We start from the raw sequence: 15,798 nt of genomic DNA on the forward strand, positions 1-15,798 counted from the left end.
GCCTCCCTTATCGATCGGCGGAGCTTCGTCTCACCTCTCGCCGATGATAACGCCAGCCTGACCGTGGAGTTCCCGCTTGGTTCTTTTCAGAGTGGTGCGGTGGCCTGCGTCAGCCACTCCCGCTCCACCTCGTCGAGGTCGCCGGCCAGCGCCTCCGCCACCAGAGCGTGATAGGCGTCCACCTGCTCCCGCTCGGCGCCATCCAGCAGGCTGAGGTCGATGAGCCGCCGGTCGTAGGGCACCAGCGTCAGGGTCGAGAAGCCGAGGCAGGGCTTCTCCGCGCCCTCCACGCCGCGCCGCTCCACCAAAATCAGGTTCTCGATGCGGATGCCGTAGGCTCCCGTGCGGTAATATCCCGGCTCGTTGGAGAGGATCATACCCTCAGCCAGCGCCAGGTGCCCGAGCTGGGAAATGCGCGCCGGGCCTTCATGCACCGAGAGGCCGGCGCCCACGCCATGGCCGGTGCCGTGGTCGAAATCCAGCCCCGCCGCCCACAGATATTGCCGCGCCAGCGGATCGAGCTGGGCGCCGTTGATGCCGTCCGGAAACACCGCCCGGCTCAGGGCCAGATGACCCTTCAGCACCAGCGTGTAGTGGCGGCGCATCTCGGCCGTCGGCGTGCCCACGGCGAGGGTGCGGGTGATGTCGGTGGTGCCGTCCGGGTATTGCGCACCGGAATCCAGCAGGAACAGCTCGCCGGGATGAATGGACCGGTTGGTCTTGCGGGTGACGCGATAATGCACGATGGCGCCGTTCTCCCCCGCGCCCGCGATGGTGGGGAAGGAGACATCGGTGAGGTTGCCGGTGCCGCGCCGGAAGGTTTCCAGCGCCTCCACCGCCTCGATCTCGGTGAGATGGCCCTTCGGCGCCTCGGCGTCGAACCAGGCCAGGAAACGCACCAGCGCGAGGCCGTCGCGCACATGGGCGGCGCGCATGCCGGCGATCTCGGCCGGGTTCTTGGAGGCTTTTAGCAAAGCGATGGGGTCGGTGCCCTTGTCCACCGTGCCACCCGCCGCCTCGATGAGGCCGGCCAGCCGCACCGGGGCGGTCGCCTGATCCAGCCGGACCTTGCGGTCCTTGGCGAAGGCGGCGAGCACCGTGTCGAGGTCCCCGGTGCCGTGGAGGCGCGCATGCCCGGCCAGCGCCGCGCGGACCTCGTGGGAGAGCTTCAGCGGTTCGAGGAACAGCTCCGGCAGGCCCTCGCGCGGCACGATGCACCAAGCCAGCGGCAGGGGCGTGTGGGCCACGTCGCCGCCGCGCATGTTGAACAGCCAGGCCGCGCCGTGAGGATCGGAGATCAGTGCCCCGTCGAGCTTAGCTTCGGTGAGCTTCTCCTGCACGCGCCGGAGCTTGGCCGCCGTGTCCTCGCCGGCCACGGAGAGGTCGAGCAGCCGCACCGGCGCGCGGGGCGGCTCCGGTCGGTCGGGCCAGATGGCGGTGAAGGGATCGGCCTCCAGCGGCACGAGGATGCCGCCGGCCGCCCCCACCGCCTTGGCCAGCCGGTCGCGACCGTCGATGGTGGTGCGCCAGGGGTCGTAGGCCAGCCGCGCGCCACGGCGGAGGTTCGCTTCCACCCATGCATCTGGCCGCGTCTGGGACAGCGGCACCACGGTGAAGGCGCCCGTGTCCACCTGGGCCGGAGCCTGGAGGGTATAGCGCCCATCCACGAACAGGGCGGCGGTGTCCTCAAGCACGATCACCGTGCCGGCCGAGCCGGTGAAGCCGGTGAGGAAGGCGAGGCGCTCCTCGCAGGGCGGCACATATTCGTTCTGGTGGGCGTCGGCGCGCGGCACCACATAGCCGTCGACGTTCAGCCGGGCGAGTTCCGCCCGGAGCGCGGCGAGGCGGGCCGGACCGGCCGCGCCGTCGGCGAGGTCGTCGAAGGTCTGGAACACGGCCTTGAAGGCGTGGGGGGTCTTGTGGTGCACGGTCATGGGCGGGGCGGCCGGAGCTGGGGATAAGGATATCGCGCCAACCATAGAGCCATATCAGGCGCATTGGGTACCGTTTCGCGGCACGCGGGGGCACCTGCTCCAGACGGTGGGTATTTCGTGCAACGCCCTTGATGGGGGAGGGCGCCTGCGATTATGGTCGCCCGGCGCGCGGGCGTAGTTCAGTGGTAGAACGACAGCTTCCCAAGCTGTATGTCGTGGGTTCGATTCCCATCGCCCGCTCCATCCTTCTTTATTGAGCGCTTCGCAGCCCTACCGCCCCTCGCGGATGGCGAGGCGCGTCGCCTCCACGCCGCGATAGGCGGAGGCGCGGCAGCTCAGGATCACCACCTGCATGCGGGTGGCCGCCTCGGCGAGGATCTCCATCATGGTGTCGAAGCGGTCGTCGTCGGCGAAGACGAGGGCGTCGTCGAGCACGAGGGAGGCCGGCTTGCCCTTGGCGATCAGCAGGTCGGCGAAGGCGATGCGGGTGAGGATGGCGATCTGTTCCTGCGTGCCCTTGCTGAGCAGGTCCGCCGCCTCTTCGCGCCCGCCGCGGCTCAGCGCCTCGGGCCGCAGGGTCTCGCCGAAGGCCAGGCTCGCATTGGGCAGCAGCCGGCGCACATAGGGCTCGATGCGGCGTGTGACCGGCTCCAGATAGCGCCGCGCGGCCTCCTGCTGGGTCTCCCTCAGCACCTTGAGGAGGAGCGCCAGCGTGTCCGCCTCCTGCTTCAGGCGCTGGAAGGCGGCCTCGGCGGCGCCCGCCTCCTCGGTCGCGGCGGCGGCGCGGCTCGCGGGGCCTTCGCCGCCCAGAGTCTTGGCCTGCTCCTCCAGCCGCGCCACCTCGCCGGCGAGGGCCGGCAGCTGGCCCTGCAGGGTCTCGCGGCGCTTGCGCAACGCGTCGCGCTTGCGCACGAGGGTCGCCTCGTCCAGCACTTCGGCGGCGCGATGGGCCGCCTCGCGATCCATGAGGGCTCGGCCCTCGGCAGTCCGCGCGGTGTCGAGCGCGGCAGCGAGGTCGGCGTCCGCGAGATCAGCCGTTTCGGCGGCGAGGTCGTCGGCCCGCCGGAACCGGTCGCCCTCGGTCCGTTCCAGGGCGGTGGCGAGGGCCATTTCCCGCAGTTGCGCCGCCTTCAGCCCGTCCAGCATGGCCTCGCGCCGGGCCGCCGCCTCGGTCTCGGCGGTGCGCAGGCCGCGGGTGCGGGTCTCAAGATCGGCAAGGCCCACTGGCGCTTCCTTCGCTTCCGGCGCCGGAGGGGTGAGGCCGGCCAGCGCACCGCGCAGCGGGTCAAGGCCCGCCGGGATGCCGAGGGCGGCATCGGCCGGGCATTCGGCCTTGAGCCGCGTGCGCAGCCCCAGCAGCTCCGCCTCGTCTATGGCCCGCGCCCGCGCCGCCGTGCGCGCCGCCGCTGGCGTAGGATGGCCGGACGCGGCGAGGAAGTCGGCGAGCTTGCGCTGGGCATTTTCAAGCCCGGCGAGGGCCGGAGCGCCGCTCGCGGGCGGGGTGAGGGTGAAGGTGCCGACGCCGGGGATGGCGAGCACTATGGGGCGGGTGAGGCGCACCGTCGTCCCATCGGCGAGGGGGCCGCCGTCCATGAGGATGGTCGGCGCGCCGGGCTCCAGCGCCACCTGCAAGGTGGCGGCGCCCGCTTCCACCGCGGCGCGGGCGGCGCCGACGGCGTCTTCCAGTTGGCGCAGGCGGTTCATCGCCGCCTCGTCCATACGCTCGGCGGCGATGCGGGCTTCGCGGACGCGGATGTCGCCGGCCAGCGCCTCGGCCTGCTCCAGCCGGGCGAAGGCGGCGACGAGCATGCGGCGGCGCTCGGCGGCATCGCGCTCGGTGCGGGCGGTGTCGCGCGCGTCCTCGGCGGCGCGCAGCTCGGTGCGGGCGCGCTCCAGGGCGGCGGCGGCGTCTTGCTCGGCGGTCCGGGCGCGGGCCATGGTTTCGGCGTGGGCGGCGACATCGTCGGCGGCCTTGCGAGCCGCCGTCTCGGCTCTGGTGAGGGCGTCGCGCATTTGCGCGCGGGTGGTCGTGCGGGTTTCCAGCGCGGTGCGCTCGCCGGAGGCCCGTTGCAGGGCGAGGTCGGCGATGCGCAGCGCCTGACCCGCCTGCTTGGCGCGGTCTATGTCCTCGCCGAGCCGTTTCAGATCGTCGTCGATCTCCGGATTTTCCATGTCGCGGACGAGGCGGCGCTGGTCGTTGCGCTTGCCCTCCAGCCGTTCCAGCAGGCCCTCGAACTGGGTGAGTTCGCGCTGGGCCTCCTCGGCCCCGACGCGGGCGGCATCGGCCGCCTCCTGCGCCTGCTTCAGGCGGCCGGTGGCGCGGCCGGTGGCGGTGTAGAAATCGGCGAGGCTCTTTTCCACCTGCAGGACCACGGCCTTTGCCCGCCGCCCGCCGGTCACCGCGCCCACCTCGCTCGCCAGCGCTTCTTCCAGCGAACGCCGGGCGCTCTCGGCGGGAGCGCTGAGCTGGAACGATAGGCCCTGTTCCACCCACAGCAGGCCGAGGGCGCCGCGGCTGTCCTCATCTGCACCGCGATTGCCGGCGCGGTTGAAGCCGAGCAGCGCCTGGAGCTTTTCCTCCGCCGCATCCGAGGAGAAGCGTCCGTCCGGCCCCTCCAGCGTCACCTGCGGCGCGGCCAGGAAGCGCTTCGACAGGCGCCATTCCCCGCCGCCTACGTCGAAGGCGAGATCCACCGTGGGCGCCACCTCGTCGCCCTGGGGGCGGAAGGAGCGGATGCGGTCGCTCTTGGCGCTGTGACGCTCGAACAGGGCCGCGCGCAGGGCGTCGAGCACGGTGGACTTGCCGGTCTCGTTGGGCTCGCAGACGAGGTTGAGGCCGTCGGCGAAGCCCTCCAGCACCACGGGGGCGCGGAACTTGCGGAAATTCTCGATGGTCAGGCGGCGGATGCGCATCAGGCCTCTCCCGGCCGCTGGGCCCGATGGTGCTCCACGTAAAGCCGCTCCAGCGCGGCACTGGCGAGGCGGCCCTCGGCGCCGCCTTCGGCCGCCAGGGCATTGAGGCGCTCGGCGGCGGCGCGCAGGTCGCCGAAGGCGTCGATCTCGGCAAGGTCGGTGTCGGTGGGGCGGGTGACGAGGCCGCCGAGGTCGAGGTCCAGCCAGCGCAGTTCGTGGGCGAGGGCGTCCTCCAGCCGGCGGCGCACCGCCACCTTGTCGCCGAGGGAGACAAGGCCGCTCAAGTGTAGCCGCGCCACCACGTCCTGCAGCGCCCGTTCGGGGGCGAGGCCCGCCAGGAGGGCGTCGAGATCAGAGGCGGCGGCGAGGCTCCAGTCGGCCTCGATCCAGTGGTGGCGGCCGATGGCAAGGTCGGTGACCTGCGGCGGCGCGCCGGGGCCGGCCAGCTCCACCAGCAGCGCGAGGCCGGTGGCCTCGCGGCCGAAATCGTCGGGCTCCGGCGTGCCGCTGTAATGGGTGCGCTCGTCGATCCGCAGACGCCCGTGCCAGTCGCCCAGCGCCAGATAGGCGAGGCCGGCGCGGCGGGCGCGGTCGGGGGCGAGCAGGTTGGTATCGGGATCGGAGCCGAAGGCCTGTACCGAGCCATGGGCCAGCCCGATGCGCAGCGCGCCGGGCGCTGTTTCCGCCGTGTCGAACCACGCGGTGGGGTCGGACAGGCTGCGCTTGTGGGTGAGCGGGGCCGGCAGCAGCACGGCGCTTTCGCCGATGGCGATGGGCTCGGCGGCGATGGCGGCGATGACGTTGGGCGGCGTCTCGGCCTTGAGGCGGGTCCACAGGCCGTCGGCGCGCAGGGGATCGTGGTTGCCGGGCAGCAGCACCCACGTGACGTTCGCCGCCTGCCGCATGCGCGAAAGCGCCTGCCGGTAGACGCGGTCACCGGGCTCGGCGCTGTCGAACACGTCGCCGGCCACCAGCACCAGCGGCGCGTCGTTGGCCTGCGCGGCGCGGGCGAGGGTGTCGATGGCGCCGAGGCGAGCTTCCTGCAGGGCCGCGCGGGCCTCTTCCGGCGCGCGCCCGAAGGGCTTGCCCAGCTGCCAGTCCGAGGTGTGGATGAAACGCATGCGGCCCTCCCGGGCCGGGAGCTTAGACGCCCGCGCCGCCGGCAAGGCAAGGCCGGCGCGGAGGGGCGCGGGAAAACTGCACGCAACACTTGCGGTTGCGCGCGATGGCGGTGGGGCCGCCTCGCCCACTCAAGGCCCGGCAGGGGGTAGGGGGCGAATCACCAGGGGTTGCATGCGAGGGAGCGTGCCGGGCAATCGGAACCGTGCAGCCCTCGCCCCGATGTACGGCGACACGCGCGGCTCCGTGCTAAAGCCTGTTTGAAATTTCGCCTGGATGGGCGCTCGTAGCGGCTTTATCACCGTCATGGCCGGGCTTGTCCCGGCCATCCACGCGGGGAGGCTGGGAGCGGCTTTCGTGCCTTGTCACAAGCGGATCAGCGTGGATGCCCGGGACAAGCCCGGCCATGACGGGGGGATTGCGGTTCCACCCTTTTGAAGGTCCAAAAGGGCGCTTACGCGATCATCAAAGCCGCCCCCCGTCCCTCAGGCTGCCTCGGCGTAGCGGGCGACGGAGAGGTCGGCGGTGTCGATGTCGGGGGCGCGGCCTCCGATGAGGTCGGCGAGCACCCGTCCGGAGCCGCAGGCCATGGTCCAGCCCAGCGTGCCGTGGCCGGTATTGGTGAAGAGGTTGTCGAGCTTCGTCGGGCCGATGATGGGCGTGCCGTCCGGCGTCATGGGCCGCAGCCCGGTCCAGAACGAGGCCCTGGCGATGTCGCCGCCGGCGGGGAACAGGTCGCCCACCGAATAGGCGAGGGTGGCCCGGCGCGGTTCCCTGAGACTCAGGTCGAAGCCCGCCAGCTCTGCCGTTCCGCCCACGCGGATGCGCTCGCCGAGGCGGGTGATGGCCACCTTGTAGGTCTCATCCATCACGGTGGAGCGCGGCGCCGCGTTCGGGTCCACGATGGGCAAAGTGAGGGAATAGCCCTTCACCGGATAGACCGGCAGCCTTATGCCCAAAGGCGCGAGCAGCGCCGGGGTATAGCTGCCCATGGCGGCCACATAGATGTCGGCGGTGGCGATTTCGCCCCCCGCCAGCGCCACCCCGGTGATGCGTCCCGCCTCGTGCCGGAGCCCTTCCACGGTGACGCCATAGCGGAAGGTGACGCCTTGCCGGGCGCAGATGTCCGCAAGGTTGCGGGTGAAGATGTGGGCGTCGCCGGTCTCGTCCCCCGGCAGGCGCAGGCCGCCGACGAACTTGTCCCGCACCCGGGCGAGCGCCGGCTCGGCGCGGATGCAGCCTGAGGGGTCGAGCAGCTCGTAGCGGACCTTGTGGGCGTCGAGCACCTCGGTGTCGGAATGCACGTGGTCGAGCTGCTTCTGGGTGCGGAACAGCTGGAGCGTGCCCAGCATGCGCTCGTCATAGGCGATGCCGGTCTCGGACCTCAGGGCATCGAGGGCGTCGCGGCTGTATTCGGCGAGGGCGACCATACGCGCCTTGTTGCGGCGGTAGGCCTCCTCGGTGCAGTTGGCCAGCATCTTGGCCAGCCACAGGTAGAGCTTGGGGTCGAGGCTCGGCCACACCACCAGCGGTCGGTGGTGCATGAGCAGCCACTTGATGGCCTTCACCGGGATGCCCGGCCCGGCCCAGGGTGCGGAATAGCCGGGCGAGACCTGCCCCGCATTGGCAAACGAGGTCTCCATGCCCGCCGCCGGCTGGCGGTCGAGCACGGTCACCTCGTGCCCGGCCTGCGCCAGGTAATAGGCGGACGCTGTTCCCACGACACCGCTGCCGAGAATCAGAATGCGCATGGCGAAGACCCCTCCGGACCCGCCCGCCCCGCCGGCACCCAGCTCCCGCCGGCGCCCCACGAGGCGGCTAAACGACATTGAGCGCCGAAGCCGGCGCAATCCAGTCCCGATCAAGCAATTTTCGCGCCTCGCCCGCGATCACGTTTGCTTGCGTGGCCTGCAGGATATCAGGCGGTTTTGGCTCCCATGCGACCGCCTGTCGCTCGGGTGTCAGGCACCTCATCGCCCAATGTTTGATCATGATCAAAGAATGATCGTTCGTCGTCTCCTAGCCTTGAAATCGTTGACGGGGCCTTGGGGCATGCCCGGCGGCGTTCGTGCAGGCTGGCAGAAGCTCGCATGGGGCAGCAGGGGTGGCGTTGCTCAGTGTTTTTCAAAAGTAGCGCGGCCGCATTCCGAAGGGCCCCGTAGTGGATTTCTTGATCTCTTCCAGAGGAGACGATGTGATGAGTGCCGTTGCCAAGCGCATTGAGCTGCCGGTTGAAGAAGCGCCCGTCCAGAAGGCCGATGACGTGCTGATCCACGTCCGCTTCAGCCCCAACGCCGAAGTGTTCACCATCGACCGCCTGCCCGAGGGCGTTGCTCCCAAGGCTTGGTTCGAACGCCTCTACCTGAATGCTGCTCCTTATTACCGGACCCTGTCCAACGGCCGCGGCTTCTTCCGCATCCCCGCCGAGGCGTTCGCGGCGGTCTGATCGCGACCTTCCTGCGGTTTTGAAAAGACCGGCGCCGGCCTCTGGCCGCGCCGGTCTTTTTCGTTTCGGATCCGTTCCTTACGATGAAACCTCCGACCGGTGGCGCGACCTGCACGACGCCTTTGCTCCGGCGCCAGGAAGGTGTTGATATCCGACAATGACGACGCGGAGCGCCTGTCGAAACTGGCGCGGTCCCGCCCAAATAGCCAAGGACAAGAGGGAGAGAGCCATGTCGGAAACCGCCGCGCCGAACGCATTGCACGCCAAGCTGGGCGACGAGACCTTCATGTCGGCCGATGACCTCAAGGCCTACATGCAGGAAATCGAGCAGTCGAAGTTGTCGAAGGAACTCGCTGCCATGGACCGCGCCGACAAGGCGCGCGAGGAGTTGGTGAAGACCCTGTCGCAGCCGGTCAACCTCACTCCAGAGAAGCTGCACGAGATCACCAACAACCTGCAGACCAAGATGCGGCTCGCCGCCCAGAGGGGTGAGACCGAGATCATGGTGATGCGCTTCCCCAATACCCTGTGTTCGGACAAGGGACGCGCCATCAACAATGCGGAGGAGGGCTGGCCCGAGAGCCTCACCGGCCGTCCCCGCCAGGCCTATGAGCTGTGGCGCGACCACCTGCGCGCCGGCCACTACAAGCTGAAGGCCATGGTCATCGACTGGCCGAACGGCATGCCCGGCGACATCGGCTTCTTCCTCAGCTGGGCCTGACCTGCACACGGGTTCGGGCGCCGGCACCATAAGAACAGGAGGAACGCCATGGCCCATGATCATGGGAAAGATGACGACGGCGGGAGGAAAGAGCCGCTGAAGCGCAAGGAGTATGAGCAGGAGCTCAAGGCGCTGCATGCCGAACTGGTGAAGCTTCAGCTGTGGGTGAAGCAAACCGGCACCAAGGTCTGCGTGATCTTCGAGGGGCGTGACGGCGCGGGCAAGGGCGGCGTCATCAAGGCGATCCTGGAACGGGTGAGCCCCCGCGTCTTCCGGGTGATGGCGCTGCCACCACCCACCGAGCGCGAGAAGACGCAGATGTTCATCCAGCGCTACCTGCCGCTTCTGCCGGCGGGGGGCGAAATCGTGATCTTCGACCGCTCCTGGTACAACCGAGCCGGCGTCGATCGCGTCATGGGCTTCTGCACCGAGGAGCAGACCAAGAAGTTTCTGTCCGCGGTGCCTTATGTGGAGAAGGCTATCGTCGAATCCGGGGTCATCCTGCTCAAATACTGGCTTGATGTGTCCGAGGAAGAACAAACCTTGCGCATGGAGAGCCGGATCGACGACCCACGCAAGATCTGGAAGCTGTCGCCCATGGACCTCGAATCCTATGCGCGCTGGTATGATTATTCCCGCGCGCGGGACGAGATGTTCGAGGCGACCGATACCCAATGGGCGCCCTGGTTCGTCGCCCAGTCGGACGACAAGAAGCGGGCGCGCCTCAACATCATCTCCCACCTGCTGTCGCGCATCCCCTACGAGGAGGTGCCGCGGGAGAAGATCAAGCTGCCCAAGCGCCAGAAGCCCCAGGACTATGTGGAGGCGGACTACGCCCGCCACCGGGTGCCGGAGCGGTTCTGAGCCTTTGCCCGGCGGCGGATGTCAGGACCGGCTGACGGCAGGTTCGCCGTCGGTCGCCGCTTCGCGTTGCGTCTTCAGGTCGAGGGCGTAGGAGAGGACTGCGAGGGCGAGCCCCGCCGCGGCGATGGTGGCACCCATGAAGGGCAGGTCCGCATAGGGCAGTCCGGCGGTGAGCGCGAGGCCCCCGGCCCAGGCGCCGATGGCGTTGCCGAAGTTGAACGCCCCCTGGTTGAGGGTGGAGGCAAGGTTTGGCGCTTTCGCCGCCTCGGTCACCACCCGCGACTGCAGCGGCGCGATGAGGGCGAAGGCGAGCACGCCCCAGATGAAGAGGGTGAGCGCCGCCGGCACCACCGCGTGGCTGGTGAGGGCGAAGGATGCGAGCAGCGGGATGATCACCGCGATGATGCCGATCACCGAGGGCATCAGCCGCCAGTCGGCCAGCCAGCCGCCGAGGAAATTGCCGCAGGTGAGGCCGACGCCGAACAAAAGCAGCATCATCGTCACCCCCTGGGTGCTGATGCCGGTGACGTTCTGGAGGATCGGCGTGATGTAGGTGAAGACGCTGAACAGGCTGGCCGACGAGACGATGCTCATGGCCATGGCGAACATCACCTGCGGGCTGCCCAGCGATTTGGCTTCCCGCCGGAGGTTCATGGGCGGGACCGCGATGGTGCGCGGCAGGAAGGCGGCCAGCGCCACCGCGGCGGCGATGCCGATGCCAACCACCACGAAGAACGGGCTGCGCCAGCCCATGGCTTCGCCCAGCGCCGTCCCCGCCGGCACACCCAGCACGTTGGCGAGGGTCAGCCCCGCGAACATCATGGCGATGGCCTGCGCCTTGCGGCCGGGCAAGACGAGAGCGGACGCCACCACCGCGCCGAGGCCGAAGAAGGCGCCGTGGCACAGGGCGGTAAGCACCCGCGCGCCCATGAGCAGCCAGTAGGATGGCGCGAGCGCACACATGAGGTTGCCGAGGATGAAGACGCCCATCAGCACCAGGAGCGCGCGCCGCCGGTCCATGCGTGCCGTCGCCACCGCGAGGAAGGGCGAGCCGAAGGTGACCGACAGGGCATAGCCCGTCACCAGCAGGCCGGCTTGCGGAATGGTGACGTGAAGGTCGCCGGCAACCTGGGGCAGCAGGCCCATGATGACGAATTCGGTGGTGCCGATGCCGAAGGCGGCGGCGCCCAGCGCAAGCAGGGGCAGGCGAGGATTGCCGCGCGCCGGAGCGGGCGACGGTGCGGAAGGCTGTGCGGCCATGACGATCACCGGATGGGGCGGAAGCCGGTTCGGGCGCAGGGCGCCGAATGATTGAGCGTCAATTTATGCCGCAGTGCAGCAAAATTACCAAATGCATTTAAAGCCGGACGGATACCCGCCTGATGCATGGCCTTGCCTGATGCCTAGCCTTTCGGGGCAGGGCGCTGTCTTGGACGAATGGAAGCCCCGCCGGTGGTGGCATGCCACGGGCGGGGCGTCACCCGGCGCGGGCGCCGGGGTGTCCGTGGATCAGATCGATCACATCAGCCGGCGCGGGGCATCCGGGACGAGCTTCATCGCATCGGCGAAGGTCTCGAAGGCCACCCAGGCCCGACGCTGGAGTTCGGGCAGGCGGGCGGCTTCCATCTGGTCGAGCAGCATCTCGGCATGCTCGCGCACCGGATGCGAGCGGACAAAGCCGATGGCATCGTCCAACGAGCGCAGGACGATGCAGGAGCCATCAACGCAGATCTTCAGCGGGCGACGGGCAGCTTCGAACATGGACGGTCCTCCGTATGGGTTGCAGCGCGTTGGCTACGTCTTCTTGTGTCGGCCAGCGCCGCTCTGCGCTTCCCGCATTCGGGGGAAGGATCCCCGGGACTTGGACCCGGGGGCTCAAGGCATGGCCGAAGAGCAGGCACGGAGGCTCCCGGAGCCCGCTCAGCCGTTAAAACGCGGGCAAGTCCCATCGGTTCCCGCCCGTTCCATATTTTTTTGTGCCGATCGCGGCGGGAATTCCGCCGCATCCTCCAAATTCGGGATGTGGGGTGCGCAGGGCTGTTTAGAACCAACGGCGTGCACGATGCCCGCTCGGCAAAGCGCGCCAGCCGGACGGCATTTCCCCGCATGCCGTCCGGCTGCCCCATTTCTGGGGTTTATTGGCTTCGGCCCTCCCATCGCATCGGCAGCGGAACCGCCAAGCTTCAGCAGAGTTGCATGAAGCATGGCCTTCACGGCCAAACCGAAACGCGACGGTTCAAGGATTGCCGTGCCCTTCTTTCTGATTCCCTGCATCTGCCTGTCCGCCCGGCTCCCCCCTCAAGGGAGGTTCCCGCATGCTTGAGCCTGTCACCGCCGGGGATGATCCGCTCTGGTACAAGGATGCGATCATCTACCAGCTCCATGTGAAGTCCTTCTTCGATGCCAATGACGACGGCATCGGCGATTTCCGGGGCCTCATCTCCAAGCTCGACTACATCGCCGACCTCGGCGCCACCGCGGTCTGGCTGCTGCCGTTCTATCCCTCACCGCGCCGCGACGACGGCTACGACATCTCGCTCTATGAGGGCGTGTCGCCGGACTACGGCACCATGGACGAGGCGCGCCGCTTCATCGCCGAGGCCCATGCGCGGGGCCTGCGCGTCATCACCGAGCTGGTGATCAACCACACCTCCGACCAGCACCCCTGGTTCCAGGCCGCGCGACGGGCGCCCAAGGGCAGCCCCGAGCGCAATTTCTATGTCTGGGCGGACGACGACAAGGGCTATCCCGGCGTCCCCATCGTCTTTTGCGACGTGGAAAAGTCCAACTGGACCTATGACGAGGTGGCCGGCCAGTTCTACTGGCACCGCTTCTATTCACACCAGCCGGATCTCAACTTCGACAATCCGGAGGTGCTGGAGCATGTGCTCTCCATCATGCGCTTCTGGCTGGACCTCGGCGTGGACGGGCTGCGGCTCGACGCCGTGCCCTATCTGGTGGAGCGGGAGGGCACGGACTGCGGCAACCTGCCGGAGACCCACGCCATCCTGAAGCAGATCCGAGCCCATCTGGACGCCCATTACACCGGCCGTATGCTGCTGGCCGAAGCGAACCTGTGGCCCGAGGACACCCAGCAGTATTTCGGCGCCGACGCGGACGAATGCCACATGGCGTTCCACTTCCCCATCATGCCGCGCATGTACATGGCCATCGCCAAGGAAGACCGCTTCCCCATCACCGACATCCTGCGGCAGACGCCCGAGATCCCGCCCACCTGCCAATGGGCCATCTTCCTGCGCAACCACGACGAGCTGACGCTGGAGACGGTGACGGATTCCGAGCGCGACTACCTGTGGAGCGTCTATGCGGCGGATCGTCGGGCGCGCATCAACCTCGGCATCCGCCGCCGCCTGGCACCGCTGCTGGAGCGGGACCGCCGGCGCATGGAGCTGATGAACTCGCTGCTGCTCACTTTGCCCGGAACGCCGGTGATCTATTACGGCGACGAGATCGGCATGGGCGACAATATTCATCTCGGCGACCGCGACGGCGTGCGCACCCCCATGCAGTGGTCGCCGGATCGCAACGGCGGCTTCTCCAGGGCCGATCCCGAGCGGCTCGTCCTGCCGGTGATCCAGGACCCGCTCTACGGCTATGGCGCGGTGAATGTGGAGGCGCAGTCGCGCGACGCCCATTCGCTGCTCAACTGGACGCGGCGCTTCCTCGGCGTGCGCCGGCAGCACGCGGCGTTCGGGCGCGGCACCTTCCGCCTGCTGTTCCCGCGCAACCGGCGCATCCTTGCCTATCTGCGCGAACTGGAGGGCGAGGCGGTGCTGTGCGTCGCCAATCTTGCCCACACGCTGCAGGCGGTGGAGCTGCACCTCGCCGAGTTCGAGCGGCGGGTGCCGGTGGACCTCGTCAGCGGCACCACGCTGGCGACGCTCGGCCGCGCGCCCTTCGTCCTCACCCTGCCGCCCTATGGCTTCTATGCCTTCAGCCTGTCGCAGACGGCGGCGGAGCCGTCCTGGCGCGACCCGGCGCCGGAGGCGTTGCCGGAATTCGCCACCCTGGTGGTGCGCGACGGGCTCATGGGCGCGCTGTCCGAGCAGCATCGTACCGTGATCGAGCGGGAAGCGCTGCCGGACTATCTTGCCCGTCGCCGCTGGTTCGAGGGGCGCGCTGAGGATATCGGGGCGACGCGCCTCGGCTGGGCCATGCGCCTGCCCGGCACCGAGCGCGACGTGGTGCTCGCCGAGGTGGAGGCCGAGATCGCGGGCGCCACCGAGCGCTACCTCATGCCCCTGTGCATCGCCTGGGAGGACCAGCACCCGCCGGCCATCGCCGAGCAACTGGCGCTCACCCGTGTCCGGCAGGGCCGCCGGGTGGGTTTCCTTACCGATGCGGCGGTGCTCGACGGGCTCGCGGCCGGCGTGGTGCGGGCGCTTCGGGAGGATGCGCCGGTGGCGCTGCCGGACGGCGGCACCATCGCCTTCTCGCGCACCAGCCATCTCGAAGGGATCGCGGTGGAGCGGGGCGCGCCGGCGGAGTTCATCGACGCCGACGAGCCGGCCGCCAACCTGGTGGTCACCGATCATGTTGCCGTGAAGCTGTTCCGCCACATGAAATTCGGCCACACGGCGGAAGAGGAGATGGCGCGCCATCTCACCACCCTGGGCCTGCCGCAGGTGCCCCCGCTGCTGGGTGCGGTCACCCGCACCGATCGAGAGGGCGCGCGGGCGCCGCTTGCCCTCGTCTACGGGCGCGTGCAGCACCAGGGCAATGCGGCGGACTGGACCATGACCCAGCTCCAGCGCGCCCTCGACACCGCCGCCTCCACCGTGGACGGCGCGCGCCAGCGCTTCGAGGACGAGATCGCCGGCATGATGGCGCTGGTGCGCAACATGGGCCGGCGCCTCGGCGAGCTGCATGCCGCCCTGTCGGTGCCCTCCGACGCCGCCGGCTTCACGCCGCAGGACGCCGATGTGGGCATGCGGGCCATGTGGCGCACGCGGGCGGAGGCGACCTACTCCGCCGCCCTAGACACCATCGCCCGCCTGCCTGCGCCGGATGGGGTGCGACCGGCCCGGCTTGCGGAGCTGGAGGGGATGCGCGCCGCGCTGAACGAGCGGCTCGGCGTGCTGTACTCCGGCACGGCACTGCCTCTGATCCGCATCCATGGCCGGTGCGACCTCCACCACATGCTGGTGGCAGGGGGCGATGCGCTGATCGTGGGTGCCCTTGGCGGCCTGGAAGGCGTGCCGGAAGGGGAGCGGGCGCCGCAGAGCCCGTGGCGCGACGTGGCCGAGCTTTTGGCGGCGCTGGAACGGGCCGCCGCCCGCATCGGCGGTGGCGAGGCAGGCGCAGCGCGCGATGCCCCGGAGCTTCGGGCCGAGCTGGTCGCAGCCTTCCTCGCCCGGGCGGAGCGGGCCGTGCTCGGCGCCTTTCTGGAGCGTGCGCCGGCCACGGCTACCGCATCGCGCCCCCTCGCCGACGCCTTCATCCTGGAGGCGCTGGCACGGACGGTGGTCGCGGAGCGGGAGCGGCCCCGGTGCGTCCAGGCCCTCGCCTCCGCGCTCTACCGCCAGACGGCGCGCCTCCTGAAGGCGGCGGACGCGGAGGAGCCGTCCGCTCTCACCCGTGGCGCCTCATGATTGCCGCGTCGGGCATGGGTTCGCGCGGGGCGGGGCGGCGCAGGGGACGGGTCACGCTGTTCCCGGAAGAGTTCGGCGCTGATGGGATCGGGCGGGCGCAAGTCCCGCCCGTGGCCGTTGGCGAAGGTATTGTTGCGCCGGCCAGACAGTCCAGTGACGGGCGGGTCATGGACCCGGCCCCCGATCATG

10 protein-coding genes and 1 tRNA gene are annotated in these 15,798 nt (G+C 69.5%); 5 read left to right on the forward strand and 6 right to left on the reverse strand.

The genetic code is table 11. From position 1 onward, the window contains the following. Positions 1 to 86 precede the first annotated feature (86 nt). A complete protein-coding gene (locus tag FZ033_RS10285) occupies positions 87 to 1,934 on the reverse strand; it encodes an aminopeptidase P family protein (RefSeq protein WP_149576039.1) in 1,848 nt (615 codons plus the stop codon). 168 nt (positions 1,935 to 2,102) lie between these two features. Between FZ033_RS10285 and FZ033_RS10290 the strand changes: the two genes are divergently transcribed. Continuing rightward, positions 2,103 to 2,177: transfer RNA gene (locus FZ033_RS10290), tRNA-Gly, on the forward strand. 27 nt (positions 2,178 to 2,204) lie between these two features. Here the strand turns inward: FZ033_RS10290 and FZ033_RS10295 are convergent. The 3 genes from FZ033_RS10295 to FZ033_RS10305 form a co-directional block, all read right to left on the reverse strand. Further along, the gene (locus FZ033_RS10295) at positions 2,205 to 4,847 is read right to left on the reverse strand and encodes an AAA family ATPase (protein WP_149576040.1); all 2,643 of its coding nucleotides are present in this window, start codon (positions 4,845 to 4,847) and stop codon (positions 2,205 to 2,207) included. Continuing rightward, the gene (locus FZ033_RS10300) at positions 4,847 to 5,968 is read right to left on the reverse strand and encodes a metallophosphoesterase family protein (RefSeq protein WP_149576041.1); all 1,122 of its coding nucleotides are present in this window, start codon (positions 5,966 to 5,968) and stop codon (positions 4,847 to 4,849) included. Before FZ033_RS10300 ends, FZ033_RS10295 begins: the two co-directional genes overlap by 1 nt. Before the next feature lie 483 nt (positions 5,969 to 6,451). Next, positions 6,452 to 7,717, reverse strand: coding sequence for a D-amino acid dehydrogenase (locus FZ033_RS10305; RefSeq protein WP_149576042.1), 1,266 nt, complete (start codon positions 7,715 to 7,717; stop codon positions 6,452 to 6,454). Positions 7,718 to 8,163: 446 nt separating this feature from the next. On the opposite strand from FZ033_RS10305, the gene FZ033_RS10310 reads away from it, so the two are divergent. The 3 genes from FZ033_RS10310 to ppk2 all read left to right on the forward strand — a co-directional run bounded on the left by FZ033_RS10310 (position 8,164) and on the right by ppk2 (position 9,997). Continuing rightward, complete coding sequence (locus FZ033_RS10310) at positions 8,164 to 8,412, forward strand: hypothetical protein (RefSeq protein ID WP_149576043.1); 249 nt, start codon at positions 8,164 to 8,166, stop codon at positions 8,410 to 8,412. A gap of 229 nt (positions 8,413 to 8,641) precedes the next feature. Then, positions 8,642 to 9,133 carry a hypothetical protein gene (locus tag FZ033_RS10315; protein ID WP_149576044.1) on the forward strand — a complete coding sequence of 164 codons (492 nt, stop codon included), beginning with the start codon at positions 8,642 to 8,644 and terminating at the stop codon, positions 9,131 to 9,133. Positions 9,134 to 9,181: 48 nt separating this feature from the next. Beyond that, on the forward strand, positions 9,182 to 9,997 hold the full coding sequence (ppk2, locus tag FZ033_RS10320; protein WP_149576045.1) for a polyphosphate kinase 2: 816 nt from the start codon (positions 9,182 to 9,184) through the stop codon (positions 9,995 to 9,997). Between the two features lie 21 nt (positions 9,998 to 10,018). Here ppk2 and FZ033_RS10325 read toward each other — a convergent pair whose 3' ends face one another. Further along, positions 10,019 to 11,257: an MFS transporter gene (locus tag FZ033_RS10325; RefSeq protein WP_149576046.1), complete on the reverse strand. Its 1,239-nt coding sequence runs from the start codon at positions 11,255 to 11,257 to the stop codon at positions 10,019 to 10,021. A gap of 258 nt (positions 11,258 to 11,515) precedes the next feature. Then, complete coding sequence (locus FZ033_RS10330) at positions 11,516 to 11,758, reverse strand: hypothetical protein (protein ID WP_012114329.1); 243 nt, start codon at positions 11,756 to 11,758, stop codon at positions 11,516 to 11,518. Positions 11,759 to 12,312: 554 nt separating this feature from the next. Here FZ033_RS10330 and treS point away from each other — a divergent pair. Next, complete coding sequence (gene treS / locus FZ033_RS10335) at positions 12,313 to 15,609, forward strand: maltose alpha-D-glucosyltransferase (RefSeq protein WP_149576047.1); 3,297 nt, start codon at positions 12,313 to 12,315, stop codon at positions 15,607 to 15,609. The last annotated feature ends 189 nt before the right edge of the window (positions 15,610 to 15,798 follow it).

This window comes from Xanthobacter oligotrophicus, assembly GCF_008364685.1.
GTDB classification, from domain to species: domain Bacteria; phylum Pseudomonadota; class Alphaproteobacteria; order Rhizobiales; family Xanthobacteraceae; genus Xanthobacter; species Xanthobacter oligotrophicus.